The following is an 18,826-nucleotide window of genomic DNA, read 5'->3' as shown; positions in this document are numbered from 1 at the left end:
CCAATAAAAAGCCCCGAGGGATCGGCTTTGCTCAAGATCACCGGTCTTGGTAAAGACCGGGAGCAAAGCGTACTGCCTAGGGGCGAATGGCACCTATGTTAAAACACTGCGTCGTTCGCAACAAACGCTATTACGGCAAGAATGTCTATGCAGTTGCGAACTTTTCCACGGAATCTGCGGGCTTATACTTCGGGCGAATGTGTGCGGTTGAGGAAGGAATCGGGGTTGTTGGGTATGGGTTCGCGGTTGCTCTGGGCGGTGGTGTTTGTCGCGGCTTTTTTCGGCGGGGCTTTGCAGGCCGATTCGTTGGAGTTGGGCGACGGGGATTGCTTTCGGGAGCTGGCTTCGATCGACTACGGGCATTCGAGTGAGGGGCTGGAGAACAACCGGTTTCGCTACATCTTCCAGCACACTGACGAATATCCGTATTACAGGGTCGTGGAGAGCGTCTTCATCGGCATCAAGACGTCGGGGACCGGGCCCGGCGCCATGGTTCCGAACCGCAATTACTGGAGCTTCGTTCAGGGTCGCGAGGGCGTCGGCGCCGAGGACAACTTCTCCCTGTTTCACGATATTCGGGGCGTGGCCGATGTAAGTGGCGTCCCGGTGGAGATCGATGTCGGCGGCGACTTCGCTTTCTTTCTTTATCCGAGAGCGGCCACCGATGAAACGACCTACCTGGCGCAGGCCGCCAGCGGCGGTAGCTTCAGCGTACTGGCGACGACGGACAACGGCGCCGAATTCATCGGTACGCGGAAGTCCGGGGACTGGCGCCTCGGCGAGAACGCCGCGCTACGGCTTTACAGCTCGCGCTTCAGCCAGTGCGACGTTTGGTGCGAAGGCGAATACGACGGCAAGTACCTGCGAACCGTGTTCATGGTCGAAAACACCGTCACCGTGGGCGGCAGTACGCACCGAAGGGACAAGATCTGCCGATTGCCGTATTACCCGCTGGTCGTGACCAACTCGGCCGCACTGCTCCCCGCGGTGCACGACGAGCTCGCCGTGCGGGCCGACCGGATACATGCGGCCAGGATCGTGAACGGGCTTGAGCCGGCCTCTTCCGACGAGTGGGCGGCGGCTTTCGAGCGGGTCGATCCCGCGGTGCTCGTCAAGATCGCATCGATGCCCAGGGACCATCGCGGCGACTTCTCGACGGACTCGCGATTCGGGACGGTGACGATCCGGTTCACGCGCGATTTCAGCGAGGACAACGACGACCTCCGAAGCGGGGCGTTCTATCGTGGGGCCTACCGTTACTGGACCCACTCCATCGTCGGCCGGCTGCTGGTCGACGACCGGGACCTGGGACCGGTGACCGTCGTCAATCTCGGAGAGATCAACCAGGGCCATAACCTCAGGACGGTGGTGCTGGATCAGAAATTCCGCACCGTCGGCTCAGGCTACCGCAATGACAATGGCGGGCTGCAGTGCGGAGACACGGCCTGTGACATCGTCGTTCAAAGAAAACTGCTGAGCCTGCACTGACGCAAGCCGCGCCGGCGGCGGCGCTCAGTAGGCCGCCTCGTAGATCCGCAACGCGTCCTGCTCGCTCACTTTTCGCGGATTGTTGACCAGCAGGCGTTGCTGCAGCATGGCGTCGCTCGCGAGCATCGGCAGGCTGTCTTCGGGCACGTTCAGTTCGCGGAGCTTCGACGGCATCTTCAGGCGGTCCACAAGCGCTTCGAAGTAGTCGGGCAAGGACTCGGAAGCTCTGCCCTCGCCTACCCCTGGCATGACGATCTCGGCAAGCGTCGCATACTGATCCGCCGCCGTTTCGTAGTTGAACCGCAATACGTGCGGCAGCACCAGCGAGTTGCTGAGGCCGTGTGGGATGTGGAAGTGGCCGCCCAGCGGATAGGCGAGCGCATGGACGGCGGCGACCGGGGAGTTGGCGAACGCCTGTCCGGCCAGGAGGGAGCCGAACAGCATGGCCGTGCGCGCCGCCAAGTCGCCGCCATCGTGCACGGCTGTTTCGATATTGGCCGACATCAGAGTCAGTGCCTGCGTCGCCAGCATGTCCGAGTAGGGGTTCTTGTGAATCGCGCTGGTGAAGGACTCGGTCGCATGAACCATCGCGTCGATGCCGGTCGCGGCGGTCACGTGCGGCGGCAGGCCGACGGTGAGCTCGGGATCCAGCAATGCGACGTCGGGCAGCAGTTGCGGCGCAATGACCGCGGCCTTGGTCGTGGCCCCGGTCGTGATGATGGATATGGGCGTGACCTCGGACCCGGTTCCGGCGGTAGTGGGGATCTGCACCAGCGGCAGCCTCTCGCCCGTGAGGTTGCCGATTCCGTACGCGTCGGCAAGCGCCTGCGACGAATAGCACAACGCGGCGATCAGCTTGGCCACGTCCATCGAGCTTCCCCCGCCCAGCCCGACTACCGTGCCTATCTTCTCGTTGCGCGCCAGGTCCAGCGCGTTCAGCACGATTTCTTCCGGCGGGTCGGCCTGAACGTCCTGAAATACCGAACACGCCAGGCCCGCGCCGGTCAGGCTGTCCAACGCCGCCTCGTGCAGTCCCGCCGCAATGATCCCGGGGTCGGTCACCAGGAACACCTTGCCGGGGGACAAGGAGGCGCAAATTTCGCCGAGCTGGCCGATTGCGCCCAGCTCACAGACCAGCGAGCGTGTCGTGCTGAAATTGAGCGGTCTGACGTCTTCTGAATTCATTGTTCTGCAATCGCCTTTGCGAGGGCCCGGATACTGTCGCCGGCGACGTCGAGCACGCCGAAGGGCATGAAGCCGTGGAATGCGGACGCAAAGTGCGTCGCGCTGACCCGAACGCCGCTTTGCTCGAGCTTCTCGGCAAACAGTTTGCCCTCGTCCAGGTTCGGGTCGTGTCCGCTCGTGATGATTGTCGTCGGCGGCAGCGATTCAAGGTCGGGGATGAACATCGGCGAGACCAGCGGATCCTCGGTGGGGGTGTCGTCATCCAGGTACCACTGCTTCGCGGCCGTCAGGCCCGCGCGCCCCACCAGGTAGTTCCCGTCGCCGAACGTGATCCTCGATGCGTAGGCTTCGTGATCGTCGCGCAGGTCGAGGAACGGGTACAGGAGATAGAGCGCGTTCACGCGGTAGTCCGTTTGCCGCGCAATCTGCCAGGAAACGGCCGTCGCCAGGGCGGCGCCGGCGCTGTCGCCCATCGCGCCGATCCGGGAGGGGTCGATTCCCAGCGCTTCGCTGTTCTCGAAGGCCCACAGCGCGGCCTGGTAGCAGTCCTCGTGGGCGGTGGGAAACTTGTTCTCCGGGGCGCGGCGAAAATCGACCGAAAGATAGTCTGCTCCGGTCTCCGCGCACAAGCGCCGCACGAATCCATCGTAGCTGTCGATGTCGCCCACACTCCAGCCGCCGCCGTGAAAAAACAGCACCAGCTTCCCTATTGAATCGGCCGCGGCGTGATTCCGCCGGTAGAAGCGGACCGGGATTTCGGTGGAATCGGTCCGGATCCGACAATCCCGCGTTTCCACGCCGTTGGCCCTTTCTCCCAGGAAGGTGTCCATCAGCGCGGCCGTGTACTTGCGGCCGATGGCGACCGGGTCGCTTTCCGAGGCCAGGATTTCCATCAGGATGCCCTGGGCATTCTCGAGCAGCTTGGCGCACTGCCGGTCAATCATCGCTTTCGCCCTTTGCGGCCTTGCGGCGCTTCAGTCAAAGCGCCATAAAAGCCGTATATCGTACAGGCGGGGCATCCCCATGAAGGCGGTTTCCACGCCGGAGAACTCAGCGGTATTGAAGCTCTGCGCGGCTCGCGCCTTGTCGGTCAGGTTGGTGCCGCCCAAACGCACTTCCCAACGCTCGTCGTCGCCGGAAATCGACACGAAAGCGTTGATGTAGGTTGCCGCGGCGACGGCGAGGTTGGGGGAGTCCGTCGATTCGTTGGCGTGGCCGCCCTTGTAGGCGATATCGACGTGCGCCGTCGCCGCGACGTTCGGGGTGAGCTGGTCGGACCAGGTCATGCCCAGGAAGCCGGTCCACTCGGGCGCATTCGGCAGACGCCGGTCGCTGACGTCGGTGAGCATGCCGAGAACAAGTATCTCGAATTCCTCGTATTCCGCGTTCAGGTAGCCGACGGAGGCGTCGATCGAAAGACGGTCGTTGGGCCGGTAGGACACCACGCCCTCCACGCCGTGAATCTCCGCCGACGCCGCGTTGGTGAACAGGCTGACGAACTGCCCGGTTACGGGGTCCTGGCCGAAGCCGTTCAGCTGCAGATCCTTGTAGTCGTTGTAGAAATACGCGGCCGACCAGGTTAAACGGTTGTCCGCGCCCCTGCCCTTGATGCCCGCCTCGTAGGTCCAGACGGTTTCCGGATCGAACGGCTTGAACTCGCTGCTGGCAAACGCCCGCCCGGGGAAACCGCCGCTCTTGAAGCCGCGCGAAACGGACCCGTACACCGTGAGCCCGTCGTTCGGCTGGTAAGAAAGCACGGCGCGCGGCGTGACCGCGCTCCAGTCCTGCTCGTCCTGCAGGTTCTCGCCGGGAAACCCGACGCCGGACAGAAACGGCGGCCGATCCAGGCTCAGGGACAGCGTCGGGTCAAAGAAGAACTCGCCGCGCCGTGTGACCTCCTTCTCGTCGTTGGTGTAGCGGGCGCCGATCTCGAAGCTGGTGGTATCCGTAATAGGAAAAGTGATGTCGGCAAACACGGCCATTGAGCGCGTGCGCTGGTCGCTCTCACCGTATCCGCCCGATGGAACGCCGACACTGATGATCGGGAAGAAGAGCCCGAGGAACTGGAACGATGCCGACGCATCGTCGAATCCCGCCAGCACCACGTCGTCGTCGTTGAACAGGTAAACGCCGCCCGTGAACGACAGGCCGCTGTCGCGTTCCAGCGCGAACCGCAGCTCAGTGGAAAACTGGTCGTCGTCTTCGTAGACCGGAATGTCGAGCACCGGAAAAGGCGTGCTGTCGGCATCCAGGATGAAATCCCAGGAGAGCTTGCGGTAGGCGGTGATGCTCTCCAGGTACCAGTCGTCGCTGAACTGCCACTTGATCTTGAACGAGGCGCCGTGCGTCGTCAGGTCGGCAAAGGTGTTCGCCGTGCCTTCCACGACATAGGGCGAACCGAACGCTTCCTCCGTCGGCAGGTAGGTCCTCGGGCTGAACGGTGCGCCTACCGGATCTTCGAACAGCGTGAGCGGGGTTTTCCGGATCGGTGTGAGCGAGCGGTCCGGACGCTCGAATTTTCCTTCGACGCGGAGTGAGAAACTCAGGCTGTCGCTCGCCTCGAAGTCCACGCCGGACCGGAACGACAGCGTGTCGGTGTCGCCGTCGGTTCCGCCGAGCACCGCGTTCTCGGAATGCCCGTCGCGCTGGATGCCGGAAACCGCGAACTTGCCTTTCCAGCGGCCGTCGCCGCTCAACGGCCCGCTCATGCGGCCGTTGTAGATCCTCGTGGCGAGATTGCCGGCGCCGACCTCCGCGAACGCTTCAAATTCGTCGGACGGCGCCCGGGTGATCAGCTTGACGGCGCCTCCGGGGGAGTTTCGGCCGTAGAGGGTTCCCTGCGGCCCGCGCAGGACCTCCACGCGCTCGATGTCGAACAATTCCACGAAGGCGGCCTGGGTGCGGGCGACATAGACGTCGTCGATATAGACGCCGACGCCCGGCTCGACGAAGGGCAAGGAGTCGTTCTGGCCGATGCCGCGCAAATAGACGGCGGCATTCGAGGAATCGCTTCTCTGAAAGTGAAAATTCGGGACCGCGTACTGCACCTGGCGCATGTCGGTCGCCTGCAGGTCGCGCAGCTGGCGCTCGCTGAAGGCCGAAACCGAACCGGGCACGCTCCACAGCGACTCCTCTCTGCGCCGTGCCGTGACGATGATCTCGTCGATTACGTTTGCCTGCCTGTCGCTGGCCGCCTCCTGGGCGACACCGGTACTGCTGAAGTCGAAAAAAGCCAGGACTGCGACAACGCTTGCGAGGGCGACGGACCGAATTCGGCGAACTGTCTTATTGGGCCACATGGTGCGGTTACTCCATTTGTAGCTGTATATACAGCGAATCGAATATTCCCCAATCCGTATTTGACGACTGCCCGGGGCGGTCCGCAATGACAAAACAGGTCATCTCAGAGGGACAATTGTGGCCAATGGCATGGTACTGTATGGACATGCCGAATAACAGCCCTCCCTTGCGTTCGGCGAATGGTCCGGGCATCCCGTGCGTGGACGATTCCCTGTTCGAACCGCTGTCGAGAGCGGCCTCGACCAGCGGCATCGACCTGGCCGCCGTGCTGCGCGAGGTACAGCGCCGCCGAACCGGTAACGATGACGAACCGGCGCCCGTGCTGGTCTCCGACTACTTCAGGCTTCTCGGGAAACTGGCCGACCTGACCAGCGAGGAGACGGTGCGCATGTCCAGGCGGCCGCTGTTGCCGGGCGCGTTCCACTTCGTGATGTCGCAGGCGGCAGGCTCGAAACGCTTCGACGGCATGCTGCGCAAGTTTGCGAACGGGTTCAACCTGTTGCACGGCCGCGTCTACAACCACGTCATGACGCAGGGCGACAAGCTGATCTACGCCATCGACAACACGGACTTTCCCACCCCGTTCGAGCTGACCGACCGTCAGTTCCACAGTTTTCTCGAGTGCATCGTGATCCTCATGCACACGCTGTTCGGAATTTGTGCGGGCGCCGAAATCGATTCATTCCTGTTGAAGGTCACGACCAAGCGCCGCCTGCGCGATTCACGCAAAAACGCGGGCAACCGGCTCAACCAGCTCGCGTACTGGGGCGTTCCCACCGCCTACGGCAGCAGGAACTACGCGCTGATCTACGACTACTCCGTGGCCGCCTTGCCGGTAAAACTGCAGCCTGCCGACCTGCCCCGGCCGAACGCGATCTTCGGCGAAGTGGCCCGGCTGATCGAGAGCAATCTCAGGGTTTCGCCGGCGAACGTGCCGATCGTGGACCGGGTCGTCGACCTGATATTGACGCAGACCGTGTCGGCCAATGAGCTGGCAATGCAGCTCAACCTCAGCGCCAGGACCCTGCGGCGCCGTCTGGCGGAGTCGAACACGTCGTTTCAGGAAGTCCGGCGGAAGGCCCTGAATGCGCGCGCCAAGCGCCTGTTGTCCCAGGACCTCCTCGCGGGCGAAGTCGCCGAAGAACTCGACTATTCCGACGAGCGGAGCTTCCGGCGCGCGTTCATCCGCTGGAACCGGGTCTCGCCTTCGAAGTTCCGCACGGGATCATGAGGTTGCCGGCGTCATGACCGGGCATTTCTACAAGAGCCGCTGCGGTCTGAAGTTCTTCTTTCGCGACTCGCCCGCCTCATCGAACTTCGGCCTGGCACCGGTGGTGTGCCTGCACGGTCTCACCCGCAACAGCGAGGACTTCGTGGAACTCGCCGGGCACCTCAGGCCTTCGCGACGCGTCCTGGCCCTCGACTTCAGGGGCCGCGGCCGTTCGGATTTCGACCCGAACTACCGCAACTACTTTCCGACGACGTATGCGGACGATGTCGTCGAGTGGTTGGACCACCTGGGAATCGGGTCGGCGGTTTTTTGCGGTACCTCGCTGGGCGGCATCGTGACGATGGTCCTGGCCGAACAGGTGCCGGAGCTGTTCGCGGGCGCCATCATCAACGACATCGGTCCGGAAGTCTCGATGGTCGGCATCCTGAGAATCGCTCAGTACGTCGGCAAGCTGAAGCCGGCCGAGAACTGGGACGACGCGATCGCCAACACGAAGATCATGTTCGAAGTCGCCTTTCCCGATGCCGATGCCGCCACCTGGGACCTGATTGCAAGGCGCACCTACCGCATCGACGCCGACGGCAAGCCGGTCCTGAAATCCGATCCCAATATCGGCAAGGCGTTTCAGGAACTCGGCGGTTCACCCCCGGACCCCTGGGGCCTGTTCGAGAAACTCGGCCGGTTCCCCCTGCTCGCCCTGCGCGGTGAGACGTCGGACCTGCTGGCTCCCGAGACGCTCGTCGAAATGGCCAAGCGGGTCCCGTCCCTGGTCACCTGCACCGTCGCCAACCGAGGGCATGCGCCCTGGCTCAACGAGCCGGACGCGCTTGCCGCCATCGATCGCTTTCTGGCGTCGGTTCCCTAGCGGGAGAACTCCGTTTGCACCGGGCGCTGGTGCGGATCAGCGTTCAGGGGCTCTGCGCGCCCTCCAGCTCGTACAGGACGATGAGATTGCCGTCCCAGTCATGGAACCCGGTCTCGATTCCAACCTGCTGATCGACGGTCACGAGCCTCTTTTCGCGCAGCATGCTCAGGCCCAGGCCGGGCAAGGCGTCCCGGATCGCGTCCAGCCGGCCATTGGCGTTGATCACCACGGCGCCCCGGCGGATGCGATCCTGTTCGTCCGGCAACAGGCCGGGCACTTCATAGATCCCCAGCGTGCGCGACTGCCCGAGCCCGGCGTTCAGCGTCGCGAAACGCGTGGGCGCCGTGTTGGGGACATTGAACAGGTCGTACGACAATGAATCGGAGTCGGGGACGTTTTCGGTATCGATCTCCATCCCGAACAGATCGATCCAGATCGTGTACGCCCTGTCCAGGTCCGAAACCACGATGTTGCCGCGCCTGAAAAGAACGCCGTCATACAGGGCCTCGCCGGCGGGCCCGTCGCCATCGGCAGTGGCCGCGCCGTCGGCTTCCTGATTTTCCCCGGCGCCGGGCGAGCACGCCGCCACCAACAAAACCAATATGCCGAAAACTGCGCTTCGCATGATCGGCGGCGCCGCCCGGGCTTCTTTCTGCTACTGCGTCGCCGCCATCGCCCGCAGGCTGCGGAACGAGACCAGCTTTCTCTGCCGGTCGTCCCATAGCGCCAGCGGCACGCATTTGAAGCTCTCCCACATCGTCAGGCGGTTGACCTTGCGCAGTTCCGGGATGTCCTTGAGGCACTCGTAGAGACGATAGCTCGGGATGCGGCTTCTCAGATGATGAACGTGGTGGATGCCGATATTGGCGGTGAGCCAGCGCAGGGGGGCCGGCAGGTCGTAGAACGAACTGCCCTCCAGGGCCTGCCGGCGGAAATCCCACTCTTCCTGGCCGTCCCATTCCGTTTCCTGGAACTGGTGTTGCACGTAGAACAGCCACACTCCGATCGTGCCGGCGAACAACACCGTCGCGATGTGGACGACGACAAAGGTGAGCGGGCCCACGATCAGCGATCCCGCGACGGCGATGCCGGCAATGGCGGCATTGGTGCTCATTACGCTGATCCAGCCGTCCTTGAGGTCGCGGATCAGCTCAAGCGGCATGCGGTGTTTGAGGACGAACACATAGGTGGGTCCAAGCCCGAACAGCACGGCCGGGTGCCGGTAGACGCGATACAGAAACTGCCGCCACGGGGTCAGGCTCCGGTATTCGGCGACCGTGAGCGTGGCGATATCGCCCGTGCCGCGCATGTCCAGGTTCCCCGACGTGGCGTGATGGCCGTCGTGCAGCCGGCGCCAGTACGCATACGGCGTCCAGCAGAGTACCCCGATGACGCGCCCTACCCGGTTGTTCCACTTGCGTTTTCGGAAGAAGGAGCCATGGCCGCAATCGTGCTGGATCATGAACAGGCGCACCAGGAAAACGCCCGAAGGTATGGAGAGAAGCGCAAACAGCCAGTGCAGGTAAGCGACGCCGACCAGCGCCCCCAGCCAGCAGCTCAGGAACAGGAATCCGGACACGGAGAGCTCCCATAGAGCGCGGCCCAGTTTTGCGCGGCAATACTTGGACAGCCTGCCGGCCAAATGCGAGAGTTCCTGCCCCGCCCGGGCGGACGAATCATTCATGGAGCGCCGGCGGACCGCTCACTTCACGGCGGCAGCCCTTGATCTGTTCCAATTGCGCAAGTGCCTGCCACTTGGCGTGGTTCTGCAATCGCTCCTTGTGAGGCTCCGGCCGGGTGGGATCGTAGTCGTCTTTAGGCTGGCGCGTCTTGAGCACTTCCATTCCAAACCCAGGACCCGAACCCGCACTGGAGAAAAACAGCGCCGTACTCGGTGTATTCCCGGCCGCAAGCCCTTTCACCCACTTTGGACCGAGCTCGGCCTCAACAGCCAGACGCTCCGTTCGCAACTCGTTACAGTCATACCCGGCATATTCCTCAAGATACGAGGTCCGGTATTCCGAGTACGCGCAACCGGCCAGTACCAGGGCAGCGAACACGGGCAGATACTTCTTCATGGCTGTCAAGAATACTAGAAACAGCGACTAAACGGCGACTCAGTTCAAAGAAATGGGTCTACTCCACCCGGGACCGTGCCCGTCAGGTATGGCCCGCCTCCCGGCACAGCCCGTCGATCGCGATGTCGTAATCCATGCGCTCGCCCCGCCATCGGCAACGAGCGGTTCGGGCGTCGATGGTATGTCCGCGGGCTCGATTGAAAGCCTCCAGCTGCTCCGCGCCGCCAGCTGCGCAGACGTTTCCGGGCTTCCCACAAGTGTTTCCGGACCCTGTGCAGGAGTTTTCGGACTCCGCGCAGGTGTTTCCGCGGAAACACCCCCCATGCGCCTTCCCCGCCGGCGGGATCACCCCACCATCCGGGCGCGTGAACCGGATCTCGCCCTCGTCCACATGAACGCCATAACCCCCCTCGTGCACCTGCCGGTGATGGAAAGAACACAAGGTCACGAGATTGTCCAGGGAGGTCTCACCGCCATCGGCCCAATGCTTGATGTGATGGGCGTGTACATAACGGGAACGGTCGCAGCCCGGAAAGCGGCAGCCGCCGTCGCGAACGCGCAATGCGCGCCGGATCGCCGGCGGCACCGCCCGTGTCCTGCGCCCGACCGCCAGCGGCTCGCCCTTGGCACCCTCCACCACGCCCACCAGGGCGCCGTCGCAGCCCAGCCGCCTTGCCGTCTCTACCGCCACGGGACGACCGTTGTCAAATTCCGCACCACCGCTCTCGGGCACATCACACAAGGCGTCGTGCGCGATATGCACTACAACTTCATGGGCGCCGGCGGTGGAACGTGAACCGCCCCCGGCCAGAAACCCCTGGACCATGTGTTCGAAGGCATCCGCACGCCGCTGACCGACACTTGCAGAGGGTGTTTCCGCGGAAACATCTCCATCGACCGCAATCGGAGGCTCGGTTTTCACCGCCTCCTCACTCCGCTCTTCCAGTTGCGCCTGTGCCGCGTCCAGCGCCTTGAACAGCAACTCGCCCACCTCCGGCGTCAGGCGGGCCTGCAGCGTCACGCTGCCGTCGGCCTCGCGCCAGCACAACAGGTGGCGCTGATCGTGAAGGGCTTCGGCCTCGTCGCGCTCGAGATCACGCTTGACCCGCCGAAAACCGCGCACCGTGCGTTCCACATGCGCCGCCGTGCCGTTCAGGGCAATGTGCAGCAAGGTGTCTTCCGTCTCCGCCGTCGCCACCCGCGTGAGCGCGCGCACTTTCGAATACGAAAGGCGGCCCTCGCCAAAGGCGGCCGAGATCTTCGGCAGCGACTCCAGGGCCCTTGCCGTGCGCACCTTTTCTGTAGCCGCCACCCGGCCGATGCCGCATTGCCAGCTCAACCACTGGGCGCAACTCGCCATGCCGTGCGGAGCCCAGCCCTCCCTGCGGTCGAACTCCGCAACGAGGGTCAGAAAGTGCGCCGTGGCCGCGTTGATGTTTCCCCACAGCTCCATGATCTGCGTCTCCAGTGCGCCAAGCGCCTTTTCCTTGCGCTGCCACTCGGCCCTCCGCACATCGGCGTTCGGAGAAGGGTAAACAGCGTCTGCCGGAAGAGGCTCGGCATCGCGAACAGGGGCGTGGGAGGGAGTGTGTTGAAGGTCCATTTCGAGGCTCCGTGTCAGTCCGTTGATGAGCCTGAACTATAGCATGAATAACGAACGGAATCAAGCCTTTATGGGACTCTAAGGGGTCATTCAGAGCCACCCAAAAGGCAGCGCCAAGTGTATGATTTGATCGCTATTGCAATCACGCCGGAATCCGGTGCCGGGCAGACGGGCCTTACGGAACCGGGTTTCACATTCAGGGATTGCAATGACTGCCCGGAGATGGTCGTCGGGCTGCGCGTCGCCAGGGACGTGGAGTGAATCAGTTGCGCGTAGCCTTCAGGCCATACGCTGGGGCGCAATGGACCAGTCTTCGCATTCGAGTCCCTTCACGCGCTGGAATTCCCGGCTGTTGGCCGTTACCAGGACCAAGTTGCGGGCGCGGGCCTGTCCGGCAATCAGCAGGTCATACGGGCCGATCGGGCGCCCCACCGCTTCAAGTTCACTTCGGACGGCGCCGGCCATCCGGGCGTCGGATGCGTCAAAGGAAACAATTTCGAAACCGATTCGATCCAACAACTCCAGGTTTCGATTCGCATGCCTGCTCTTCCAGGCGCCGTAGAAGAGCTCGTACGCGACCGGCGCCGGCAGACCGACTTCCTCCGGCTTATGGCTGCGCAGCCTTGCGAGAAGCGGTGGTGAAGAGTTGTTGAGGAGTGCGATGCAGGCGTTGGTGTCAAGCAGATAGCGCATCACTCGAAAGCATCCTCGAGTTCCGGCTGCTCGGGAAGTTCGGGTTGATCGCGTCCCGCAGCGAAGAAGTCGCTTGAGAACTTGCCGGCGATTTCATTCAGCCACTCCCAATCGGACACCAGGGGCTCGAGTATTACCGCGGAGCCCTGCCTGCGGATCCGCACTGCATCGCCGTTCATGCGAAATTCCTTGGGCAGCCGCACGGCCTGCGAGCGCCCGGACCAGAAAATTTTGGCGGTGTCGGACATCGGGAAGTTCCTTCAGCCAGTGATATATATCAGTGGTATATATCACCAGGCGGCGGCGAACGCAAGTCCAAAACCACCCGCAAATGGTCATATCTCGTAGATCGACTCGAATCCGCCGAAGATCATGCGCTTGCCGTCGAACGGGACGGGGTTCTTCTCCATGTCGAACCGGGGGTCGGTTTTCGCAAGCTCTTCCATCCGCTCCATCGCCTTGTCGCGCGTCGCCTTGTCGGGCCACTCGACCCAGGAAAAGGCAACCGTTTCGTCGTCCTTCGCCTGGACCGCCTTGCGGAAGTCGGTGTGCTTGCCGTCGGGCACGTCGTCGCCCCAGCATTCGACCACGCGGGTGGCGCCGAGCTCGAGAAAGAGGCCGTCGATGCCGCGCGCGTGATCGAGGAACTCCTGCCTGTTGGCGGTCGGAACCGCCATCACGAACCCATCGATATAACCCATCCCGATCCTCCTATGGCGCTATTAACGTCATGCTAAACCCGAACCATTGTCATAAAGTGTTCGTAATTCCCGAAATTTTGATGCTGAGGTCACATGGACGACATTGAGAAGCTGGTGGTCGGGGCCATCGTGGTTTGCTCGAAAAGAGTTCTGCTCTTAACGCGAGCAGAGGGAGAATTCATGGGTGGATTGGTCGAATTGCCCAGCGGAGGCGTGGAGGCGGGTGAGAGCCTTGAACAAGCGTTGCTGCGTGAATTGGAAGAGGAAACGGCGCTGTCTGACGGCGTTGTGGTTAAAGGATATGTAGATCATTTCGACTACGTTTCAGCGTCGGGAAAGCGGGCGCGGCAATTCAATTTCCTGGTGGAATCGGCAAGCGATGACGTTTGCCTGAATCACAAGGAGCACGCGGATTACCAGTGGCTGGACATATCTCGGGTTCCATTCGAGGACATAAACATGTCAGAGGCCACAAGAAACTCGATTACAGCGGCGTTGAAACTCCTTGAGACGACAGCGGCGCCCAGCTTTGCCGAACTTCTGTTGGCGATACCCCAGGGCGACGAGTTTGATCGCCTTCTCTTGCCTGCCAAGCCCTCCGCCGAGGCTGACTAGACCCGCACCGATCCGGTTGCCCGCCTGTCTGGCGCGATAGTTAAGTCAGTCTGTTGGCGCTTGCGAGGAGGCGGCGGCGAGTCGGGCCAGGGCGGCGTGGAGGGCGGCGTATTCTTCCGGGGCGGAGGCTGCCATTGCGATTTCTGCGGCGTCGCGGGCGGCGTACTGTTCCGGCGCTGCGCTTGAGAGGCTTGCATTTGCATCGGACTGGGCGGCGAGCATGAGCGGGGCGGCAATTGCCAATTCAAGTGTTGCGATTTCGAGTGCGGCTGCCAGCGTCTCGTCGTCCGAGGCCGCCGCGGCCGCGTAGGCAGCGGTGTAAGCCGAGTATGCTTCCGGCGCTGCCGCGGCGAGCGCCACTTCGGCCATATTGGCTTCCGCGGCCTCCTCAGGCGCTGCGGCGGAAAGCGCGATATGGTCACGCGTGTAGGCGATGAATTCGTCCGGCGCCCGGGTGGCGAGACTCCGTTCGGCCGCCGCGGTCGCCTCGATTTCGCTCGGAGCAATGGCCCGCAGGCTCTCGGCTATCGAAAGGAGAGCTGCCAATTCTTCCGGCGCCGCTTCGGATAGCGCCGCCATCGCGGCTTCCATGTCACCGGCGCCTTCCGCGCCGTCACTCCCGTCCGGAGCCGTAGCCTGGATTGCGGCGGCGGCGGCAACGGCGAGCGTTTCGTCGGGCGCCGCCGCTCCAAGCGCAGCCTCGCCGGCGACCAGGGACTCGACCAGGGAGCGTTCTGAAGGAACCGGCGTATAGACGGCAACCGCTTCCGGCACACCGGACGCGCCGGTGTCGTCGACAACCTCACCGGACTCCTCGGGTGGGGTGCCGCACGAGGACATCATCGCGGCGCCGATTGCAATGGCGCCATATCGGATCAGTTTGTTCATAAGCTAGACCTGCACTACGTTCGTGCCGATGGTGTTGATGGGTTCGGCGCCGTCTTCGGTGATCAGCATCAGGTCCTCGAGGTGCGACGAGCCGCCCATGCCGGTGGCGCCCATCGGGCAGTCCACGCTCAGGACCATGCGCGGTTCGAGCACGATATCCTCTCGCGGCGGCGAGCCCATGGTGCCTGCGTGGTCGGTGTGGTAGAGGCCCACGGAGTGCGGGCTGAAGGATATGGAGAAGTCAGCGCCCATCTTGCGCAGCGCCTCCTGGCCCATGCTCCGCACTTCCGAGAACTTCACGCCGGGCTTGAGGTTCTCGCGCACGTGGTCCCAGGACCTGGCGGTGAGTTCGGAGACCTTCCGCATGCGCTTCAACGGCTCGCCGATGTAGATGGCGCGGGCGAAGTCGCCGTGGTAGCCCATGTATTCGCTCACGCAGTCGATGGAGAAGCACTGGCCGTCGCGCAGCGTGGCCGAGTAGGTGGGCGAACTGATCCGGTCGATGACCATGAACACCCCGCGCATGCCACGCGCCGCGGCGGCCGCGAAGAACGTGGCGCGCAGTTCGCGCACGTCGGCGCCGGCGCGCACGGTGGAGGCCGCCTGCAATGCGGCTTCCGCGTTGGCCTGGGCAGCGTAGCGCATAAGCTGGATTTCGATGTCGGACTTGACCGGCCGGATGCGCCTGAGCGCGTCGTCGGCGCTCACGACGGTGGCTTTTTCTGCAGCTTCCGTGACGTTGCGGATAACGGGCTGCACGTCGGCGGCAATGCGCCCGCCGGCCACGCCGGTGTCTTTCAAGGCATTGGCCAGCGCAAACTTGAGATTGGGCCGAGCGGCTTCGGAACGCACGGCGCGCTCGACGATGCTCAGGCGCGTGTTCTCGATGAAATCGAGTGGCTCGTGCTCAAGATCGGGATAAAGCGGTAGATCCTCCAGGCCCAGTTCCGCGTCCTCCGCTTCTTCGGCGCCGGGCCCCGCGTAGAGGTAAGCCGGGAAATCCGAGTGCCGGTGGTCCATCGCGATCGTGTAGTAGTAGAGAAAGGTTGGCGCGATAAGCGAAAGGCGCTGGTCCCGGTTGCGGGTAATGAGCGCGTAGACCGCGGGCGTATGGCCCATTTTGGGCGAGGTCAGGTCGAGCCCCGTGGCGTGATAAAGGTTCTTGGCGCCCCCCAGGACGATGGCATCCAGTTCCAGTTCGGCCATGACCTTGTCGGCCTGCTCGAAGTTCATGCGCGGCCCCAGGATCGGTGGCGGCACGGACACGCCCATGCGCAAGCGCGCCGGCTCGGCGGCAGTGCTCGCGGAGGAAACGAAGCCTGCCGCGCCGGTGGCGGCCAGCCCTCCCAGAACGTGGCGGCGGTTCAACGTGGACTCATCGGGCATGGCGTTCTCCTCTTGCTGCGTCGGTCCTTCATCCAGCGGAAAATGCTATGGTGCCGGACTTTGCGTTGCAAAGGTGCAAGTTTCTCATGGGTTCGCCCGCCTCCGACACGCCGGCCCTTCGCACGGGCGAATTCGTTCCGCTTATCGCGCTGTTGATTTCGCTCGGGGCGCTGGCGATCGACGGGATGTTGCCGGCGCTGCCGGCCATCGGCGAGGACCTCGGGGTAGTGAACCGCAATGACGTGCAGTTCGTCATCGCGGCGGTTTTCCTGGGCCTCGCCGTCGGTCAGTTCTTCTTCGGACCGCTGTCGGACCGCGCCGGGCGCAAGCCGGCCATACATGTCGGCCTGATCCTGTTCATGGCCGGATCCCTGATGAGCGTTTTCGCGCGCACCTTCGAGGTGATGATGGTGGGTCGGGTCCTGCAGGGCATCGGGGTGGCGGGGCCGCGGGTCGTGACCATGGCGCTGGTGCGCGACCAGTACGAAGGCCGGCAGATGGCCCGGCTGATGTCTTTTGCCACGTCGCTGTTCATCCTCGTGCCCACGATTGCCCCGGCGCTGGGACAGGGGATCCAGTGGCTGGCGGGCTGGCGAGCCATATTTGCGTCGTTCTTCGGCATTGCCGTGGTTGCCTTCGTGTGGTTCGCAATCCGGCAGCCGGAAACCCTGCCCGCAGCGCGCCGGCGGCCGATGTCTCTGACCGCCGTCGGCAGTGGCGCAGTGGAGGTCTTGAAGATCCGGTCCGCGCTGGGCTACACCCTGGCCACCGGCCTCCTGTTCACGCCGTTTCTCGCCTATATCAGCGCCGCTCAGCAGATCTACCAGGACGTCTATGACACCGGCGCGCTGTTTCCCTTCTACTTCGGCTCGCTGGCGCTCGTCATCGCCTGCATGTCGTTCGTGAACGGGCGCCTGGTGCTGAAGTACGGGATGCGCCGACTGTCCAGGACGGCCATCATCGCCTTCACGATTGCAGCCGCGGCGGCGTGGGCGCTCACCGTCGCGCTGGACGGCGTGCCACCGTTCTGGCTGTTCATGACCTACCAGTTGTGCATTTTCGTCTGGGCGGGTCTGCTGTTCGGCAATCTCAGCGCGCTCGCGATGAGGCCGCTGGGCCACATCGCGGGCATTGGAGCCACCGTCGTCACCTCGTTGCCCACGCTGGTATCGATGCCGTTCGGCGCCTTGGTGGGCTACAGCTTCGACGGGACGCTCAATTCGCTGACGGCGGCGTACGCGGTGTGCGGAGCGGCGGCATTCGCGACGATGCTTTGGGCCGAGAGCGGCCGCAGCCCGCAACCGGACCGGGTTCTATAGTTCCAGCAGTGCGCCGATCGCGGCGCGTTCGGCGGATTCCATGGCGGCTTCCATGCCGCGGTTGGACATGGCGGTGTGTTCGCCGCAGAAATGAATGCGGCCGTGCGCCTCGGAGAAGGCCGGCAGGTAGGCGTGGAGCTGGCCGGGTCGCCATTCGGTCCAGGCGCCCCCGGCGTACGGGTCCATGGTCCAGCTCTTGTAGCCCACCGCCTTGAGCTTGCCCCGCGCCGCGGGCCGGAGGCGCTCGTATTCGCTCACCACGAGGGCGCGCGCGGCGGATTCGCCGAGCCGGTCCAGCCGTTGGGCGATGAACCCACGCGCCCGGGCGATCAGCCCGGTGATCTCGGGACTGTCGGCCGACTGGCGCAGCGCGCGCACCTCGCCCAGCGGCGTGTCGGTCCACATGGCGGGATCCAGGCCGTCGTCTTCCCAGAAGGGCTGCTCGGCGTGCAGGATGGTCTTGGTGATCATCATCGAGGGCAGCGTTTTCATAGCGCGGGAGAGCACCGGCGGAAGGACCGGGTCGAAACCCACCCAGCGAAGCGGCGCGACCGGCAGCGTGCAGATCGCCTGCCGCGCCAGGTGCCGCCCACCGTCGTCGGTGAGAACTTCGACGCCGGCGCGGTCCTGCGCAATCCCGGCGACGCGCCGTTCCAGCAGCACGTCGCCCGGCAACGCGGCCGCCATGGCCTCGGGAAGCCGCTGGTTGCCGCCTTCGACCTTTGCGAACAGCGAACCCAGCTGCCGCTGCACTTCGTTCCAGGCCACGCGGAAGTACCAGGTCAGTATCGAGCAGTCGTGGGCGGAGGTGCCGCGGCCGATGTTGGTCTCGTAGTTCTGCGCGATCGTGGCGTCGCTCCAGCCCACGGATTTCAGGAATTCGTAGACCGAATCGTCCAGCGCGGCGCTCTCCGGCAGCAGCCACTCGTCGTGGCCGGTGAGGGGATTTTTGGCCGTGACGACCTTCTCGAAGAATCGCCGGCCGGGAAACTCGCTCTTCGAACCGGCGGGCAGGTGGTTCAGCGGGTGCTCCGGCCAAGACGCACGCGGAATGATCTCGCCGTTCAGCGCGATTTCCGGTTTCGACAGGCCGCTTTTCGACGAATGGTCGATCAGGCGAAGGCCCAGCCGCTGCGCGACGGACTGCACGCGCGCATACCCGCCCAGAATGCTGTCGCCGCCCGCCTCGGGCGCTCCCGGCAAGTCGTAGAAGCTCTCCAGGCGCCCGCCCAGTCGATCCTGCGCCTCGAGCACCGTGACGGTGGCGCCCTCTTCGGCCAGCAGCGAGGCGGCGTAGAGGCCCGAGAGCCCTGCCCCGATCACGACAACGTCCGACCGCGTCGTGGCTCGCACGGCGTTGGGCCAGCCGATCGCGGGCGCGACCGCGGCCACGCCCAGGCCCTTGAGCGCTTGCCGCCGGCTGATGCGTCGCGTCATGAAGTCAGAGTGTACGCCCGGCGCCGAGAGGTGTCCC

18 protein-coding genes are annotated in these 18,826 nt (G+C 63.9%); 5 read left to right on the top strand and 13 right to left on the bottom strand.

From position 1 onward, the window contains the following. The first annotated feature begins 234 nt into the window (after positions 1–234). Positions 235–1,488, top strand: coding sequence for a hypothetical protein (locus F4Y72_11985; GenBank protein ID MXZ29006.1), 1,254 nt, complete (start codon positions 235–237; stop codon positions 1,486–1,488). 24 nt (positions 1,489–1,512) lie between these two features. On the opposite strand, the gene F4Y72_11980 is transcribed toward F4Y72_11985, so the two are convergent. Genes F4Y72_11980 through F4Y72_11970 form a run of 3 tightly spaced genes read right to left on the bottom strand, consistent with a single transcriptional unit; the run spans position 1,513 to position 5,972 of the window. Then, a complete protein-coding gene (locus F4Y72_11980; GenBank protein ID MXZ29005.1) occupies positions 1,513–2,673 on the bottom strand; it encodes an iron-containing alcohol dehydrogenase in 1,161 nt (386 codons plus the stop codon). Next, entirely contained in the window at positions 2,670–3,617 is a 948-nt protein-coding gene (locus tag F4Y72_11975) for an alpha/beta hydrolase (GenBank protein MXZ29004.1), read from the bottom strand. Before F4Y72_11975 ends, F4Y72_11980 begins: the two co-directional genes overlap by 4 nt. 30 nt (positions 3,618–3,647) lie before the next feature. Then, on the bottom strand, positions 3,648–5,972 hold the full coding sequence (locus tag F4Y72_11970; protein ID MXZ29003.1) for a TonB-dependent receptor: 2,325 nt from the start codon (positions 5,970–5,972) through the stop codon (positions 3,648–3,650). A gap of 86 nt (positions 5,973–6,058) precedes the next feature. Here F4Y72_11970 and F4Y72_11965 point away from each other — a divergent pair, with 86 nt between their 5' ends. Next, positions 6,059–7,204 (top strand): helix-turn-helix transcriptional regulator, encoded by a 1,146-nt coding sequence (locus F4Y72_11965; GenBank protein ID MXZ29002.1) that lies wholly within the window; start codon positions 6,059–6,061, stop codon positions 7,202–7,204. A 13-nt stretch (positions 7,205–7,217) separates the two neighbouring features. Beyond that, a complete protein-coding gene (locus F4Y72_11960; GenBank protein MXZ29001.1) occupies positions 7,218–8,069 on the top strand; it encodes an alpha/beta hydrolase in 852 nt (283 codons plus the stop codon). A gap of 43 nt (positions 8,070–8,112) precedes the next feature. Here the strand turns inward: F4Y72_11960 and F4Y72_11955 are convergent, their stop codons facing one another. The 7 genes from F4Y72_11955 to F4Y72_11925 form a co-directional block, all read right to left on the bottom strand. Next, a complete protein-coding gene (locus F4Y72_11955) occupies positions 8,113–8,694 on the bottom strand; it encodes a VOC family protein (protein ID MXZ29000.1) in 582 nt (193 codons plus the stop codon). A 30-nt stretch (positions 8,695–8,724) separates the two neighbouring features. Further along, on the bottom strand, positions 8,725–9,753 hold the full coding sequence (locus F4Y72_11950) for a fatty acid desaturase (GenBank protein ID MXZ28999.1): 1,029 nt from the start codon (positions 9,751–9,753) through the stop codon (positions 8,725–8,727). Then, entirely contained in the window at positions 9,746–10,147 is a 402-nt protein-coding gene (locus F4Y72_11945; GenBank protein MXZ28998.1) for a hypothetical protein, read from the bottom strand. The genes F4Y72_11950 and F4Y72_11945 overlap by 8 nt, the downstream gene beginning before the upstream one ends. Before the next feature lie 82 nt (positions 10,148–10,229). Continuing rightward, on the bottom strand, positions 10,230–11,750 hold the full coding sequence (locus F4Y72_11940; GenBank protein ID MXZ28997.1) for a DUF222 domain-containing protein: 1,521 nt from the start codon (positions 11,748–11,750) through the stop codon (positions 10,230–10,232). Positions 11,751–12,029: 279 nt separating this feature from the next. Further along, positions 12,030–12,443: a type II toxin-antitoxin system VapC family toxin gene (locus F4Y72_11935; GenBank protein ID MXZ28996.1), complete on the bottom strand. Its 414-nt coding sequence runs from the start codon at positions 12,441–12,443 to the stop codon at positions 12,030–12,032. Continuing rightward, the gene (locus tag F4Y72_11930) at positions 12,443–12,691 is read right to left on the bottom strand and encodes an AbrB/MazE/SpoVT family DNA-binding domain-containing protein (protein MXZ28995.1); all 249 of its coding nucleotides are present in this window, start codon (positions 12,689–12,691) and stop codon (positions 12,443–12,445) included. Before F4Y72_11930 ends, F4Y72_11935 begins: the two co-directional genes overlap by 1 nt. Before the next feature lie 87 nt (positions 12,692–12,778). Beyond that, entirely contained in the window at positions 12,779–13,144 is a 366-nt protein-coding gene (locus F4Y72_11925; GenBank protein ID MXZ28994.1) for a DUF1428 domain-containing protein, read from the bottom strand. Between the two features lie 93 nt (positions 13,145–13,237). Here F4Y72_11925 and F4Y72_11920 point away from each other — a divergent pair, with 93 nt between their 5' ends. Next, positions 13,238–13,759, top strand: coding sequence for an NUDIX hydrolase (locus F4Y72_11920; GenBank protein MXZ28993.1), 522 nt, complete (start codon positions 13,238–13,240; stop codon positions 13,757–13,759). A gap of 45 nt (positions 13,760–13,804) precedes the next feature. On the opposite strand, the gene F4Y72_11915 is transcribed toward F4Y72_11920, so the two are convergent. Together F4Y72_11915 and F4Y72_11910 are read right to left on the bottom strand one after the other, a co-directional pair. Beyond that, the gene (locus F4Y72_11915; GenBank protein MXZ28992.1) at positions 13,805–14,647 is read right to left on the bottom strand and encodes a hypothetical protein; all 843 of its coding nucleotides are present in this window, start codon (positions 14,645–14,647) and stop codon (positions 13,805–13,807) included. Positions 14,648–14,650: 3 nt separating this feature from the next. Beyond that, positions 14,651–16,033, bottom strand: coding sequence for an aminopeptidase P family protein (locus F4Y72_11910; protein MXZ28991.1), 1,383 nt, complete (start codon positions 16,031–16,033; stop codon positions 14,651–14,653). 86 nt (positions 16,034–16,119) lie between these two features. On the opposite strand from F4Y72_11910, the gene F4Y72_11905 reads away from it, so the two are divergent. Then, positions 16,120–17,352, top strand: a complete 1,233-nt coding sequence (locus F4Y72_11905; protein MXZ28990.1) for a multidrug effflux MFS transporter — start codon at positions 16,120–16,122, stop codon at positions 17,350–17,352. Here the strand turns inward: F4Y72_11905 and F4Y72_11900 are convergent. Beyond that, entirely contained in the window at positions 17,347–18,789 is a 1,443-nt protein-coding gene (locus F4Y72_11900; GenBank protein MXZ28989.1) for an NAD(P)-binding protein, read from the bottom strand. The genes F4Y72_11905 and F4Y72_11900 overlap by 6 nt on opposite strands. Positions 18,790–18,826 lie beyond the last annotated feature (37 nt).

The organism is Gammaproteobacteria bacterium (assembly GCA_009838035.1).
Taxonomy (GTDB): Bacteria; Pseudomonadota; Gammaproteobacteria; order Steroidobacterales; family Foliamicaceae; genus Foliamicus.
This window is presented reverse-complemented; position numbering and strand designations above follow the sequence as displayed.

What these genes read in the sequence shown, in the direction of transcription:
- F4Y72_11985 (MXZ29006.1), top strand. Translation starts at nt 235, where the DNA reads ATGGGTTCGCGGTTGCTCTGGGCGGTGGTGTTTGTCGCGGCTTTTTTC.
- F4Y72_11980 (MXZ29005.1), bottom strand. Translation starts at nt 2,673, where the DNA reads ATGAATTCAGAAGACGTCAGACCGCTCAATTTCAGCACGACACGCTCG.
- F4Y72_11975 (MXZ29004.1), bottom strand. Translation starts at nt 3,617, where the DNA reads ATGATTGACCGGCAGTGCGCCAAGCTGCTCGAGAATGCCCAGGGCATC.
- F4Y72_11970 (MXZ29003.1), bottom strand. Translation starts at nt 5,972, where the DNA reads ATGTGGCCCAATAAGACAGTTCGCCGAATTCGGTCCGTCGCCCTCGCA.
- F4Y72_11965 (MXZ29002.1), top strand. Translation starts at nt 6,059, where the DNA reads ATGACAAAACAGGTCATCTCAGAGGGACAATTGTGGCCAATGGCATGG.
- F4Y72_11960 (MXZ29001.1), top strand. Translation starts at nt 7,218, where the DNA reads ATGACCGGGCATTTCTACAAGAGCCGCTGCGGTCTGAAGTTCTTCTTT.
- F4Y72_11955 (MXZ29000.1), bottom strand. Translation starts at nt 8,694, where the DNA reads ATGCGAAGCGCAGTTTTCGGCATATTGGTTTTGTTGGTGGCGGCGTGC.
- F4Y72_11950 (MXZ28999.1), bottom strand. Translation starts at nt 9,753, where the DNA reads ATGAATGATTCGTCCGCCCGGGCGGGGCAGGAACTCTCGCATTTGGCC.
- F4Y72_11945 (MXZ28998.1), bottom strand. Translation starts at nt 10,147, where the DNA reads ATGAAGAAGTATCTGCCCGTGTTCGCTGCCCTGGTACTGGCCGGTTGC.
- F4Y72_11940 (MXZ28997.1), bottom strand. Translation starts at nt 11,750, where the DNA reads ATGGACCTTCAACACACTCCCTCCCACGCCCCTGTTCGCGATGCCGAG.
- F4Y72_11935 (MXZ28996.1), bottom strand. Translation starts at nt 12,443, where the DNA reads ATGCGCTATCTGCTTGACACCAACGCCTGCATCGCACTCCTCAACAAC.
- F4Y72_11930 (MXZ28995.1), bottom strand. Translation starts at nt 12,691, where the DNA reads ATGTCCGACACCGCCAAAATTTTCTGGTCCGGGCGCTCGCAGGCCGTG.
- F4Y72_11925 (MXZ28994.1), bottom strand. Translation starts at nt 13,144, where the DNA reads ATGGGTTATATCGATGGGTTCGTGATGGCGGTTCCGACCGCCAACAGG.
- F4Y72_11920 (MXZ28993.1), top strand. Translation starts at nt 13,238, where the DNA reads ATGGACGACATTGAGAAGCTGGTGGTCGGGGCCATCGTGGTTTGCTCG.
- F4Y72_11915 (MXZ28992.1), bottom strand. Translation starts at nt 14,647, where the DNA reads ATGAACAAACTGATCCGATATGGCGCCATTGCAATCGGCGCCGCGATG.
- F4Y72_11910 (MXZ28991.1), bottom strand. Translation starts at nt 16,033, where the DNA reads ATGCCCGATGAGTCCACGTTGAACCGCCGCCACGTTCTGGGAGGGCTG.
- F4Y72_11905 (MXZ28990.1), top strand. Translation starts at nt 16,120, where the DNA reads ATGGGTTCGCCCGCCTCCGACACGCCGGCCCTTCGCACGGGCGAATTC.
- F4Y72_11900 (MXZ28989.1), bottom strand. Translation starts at nt 18,789, where the DNA reads ATGACGCGACGCATCAGCCGGCGGCAAGCGCTCAAGGGCCTGGGCGTG.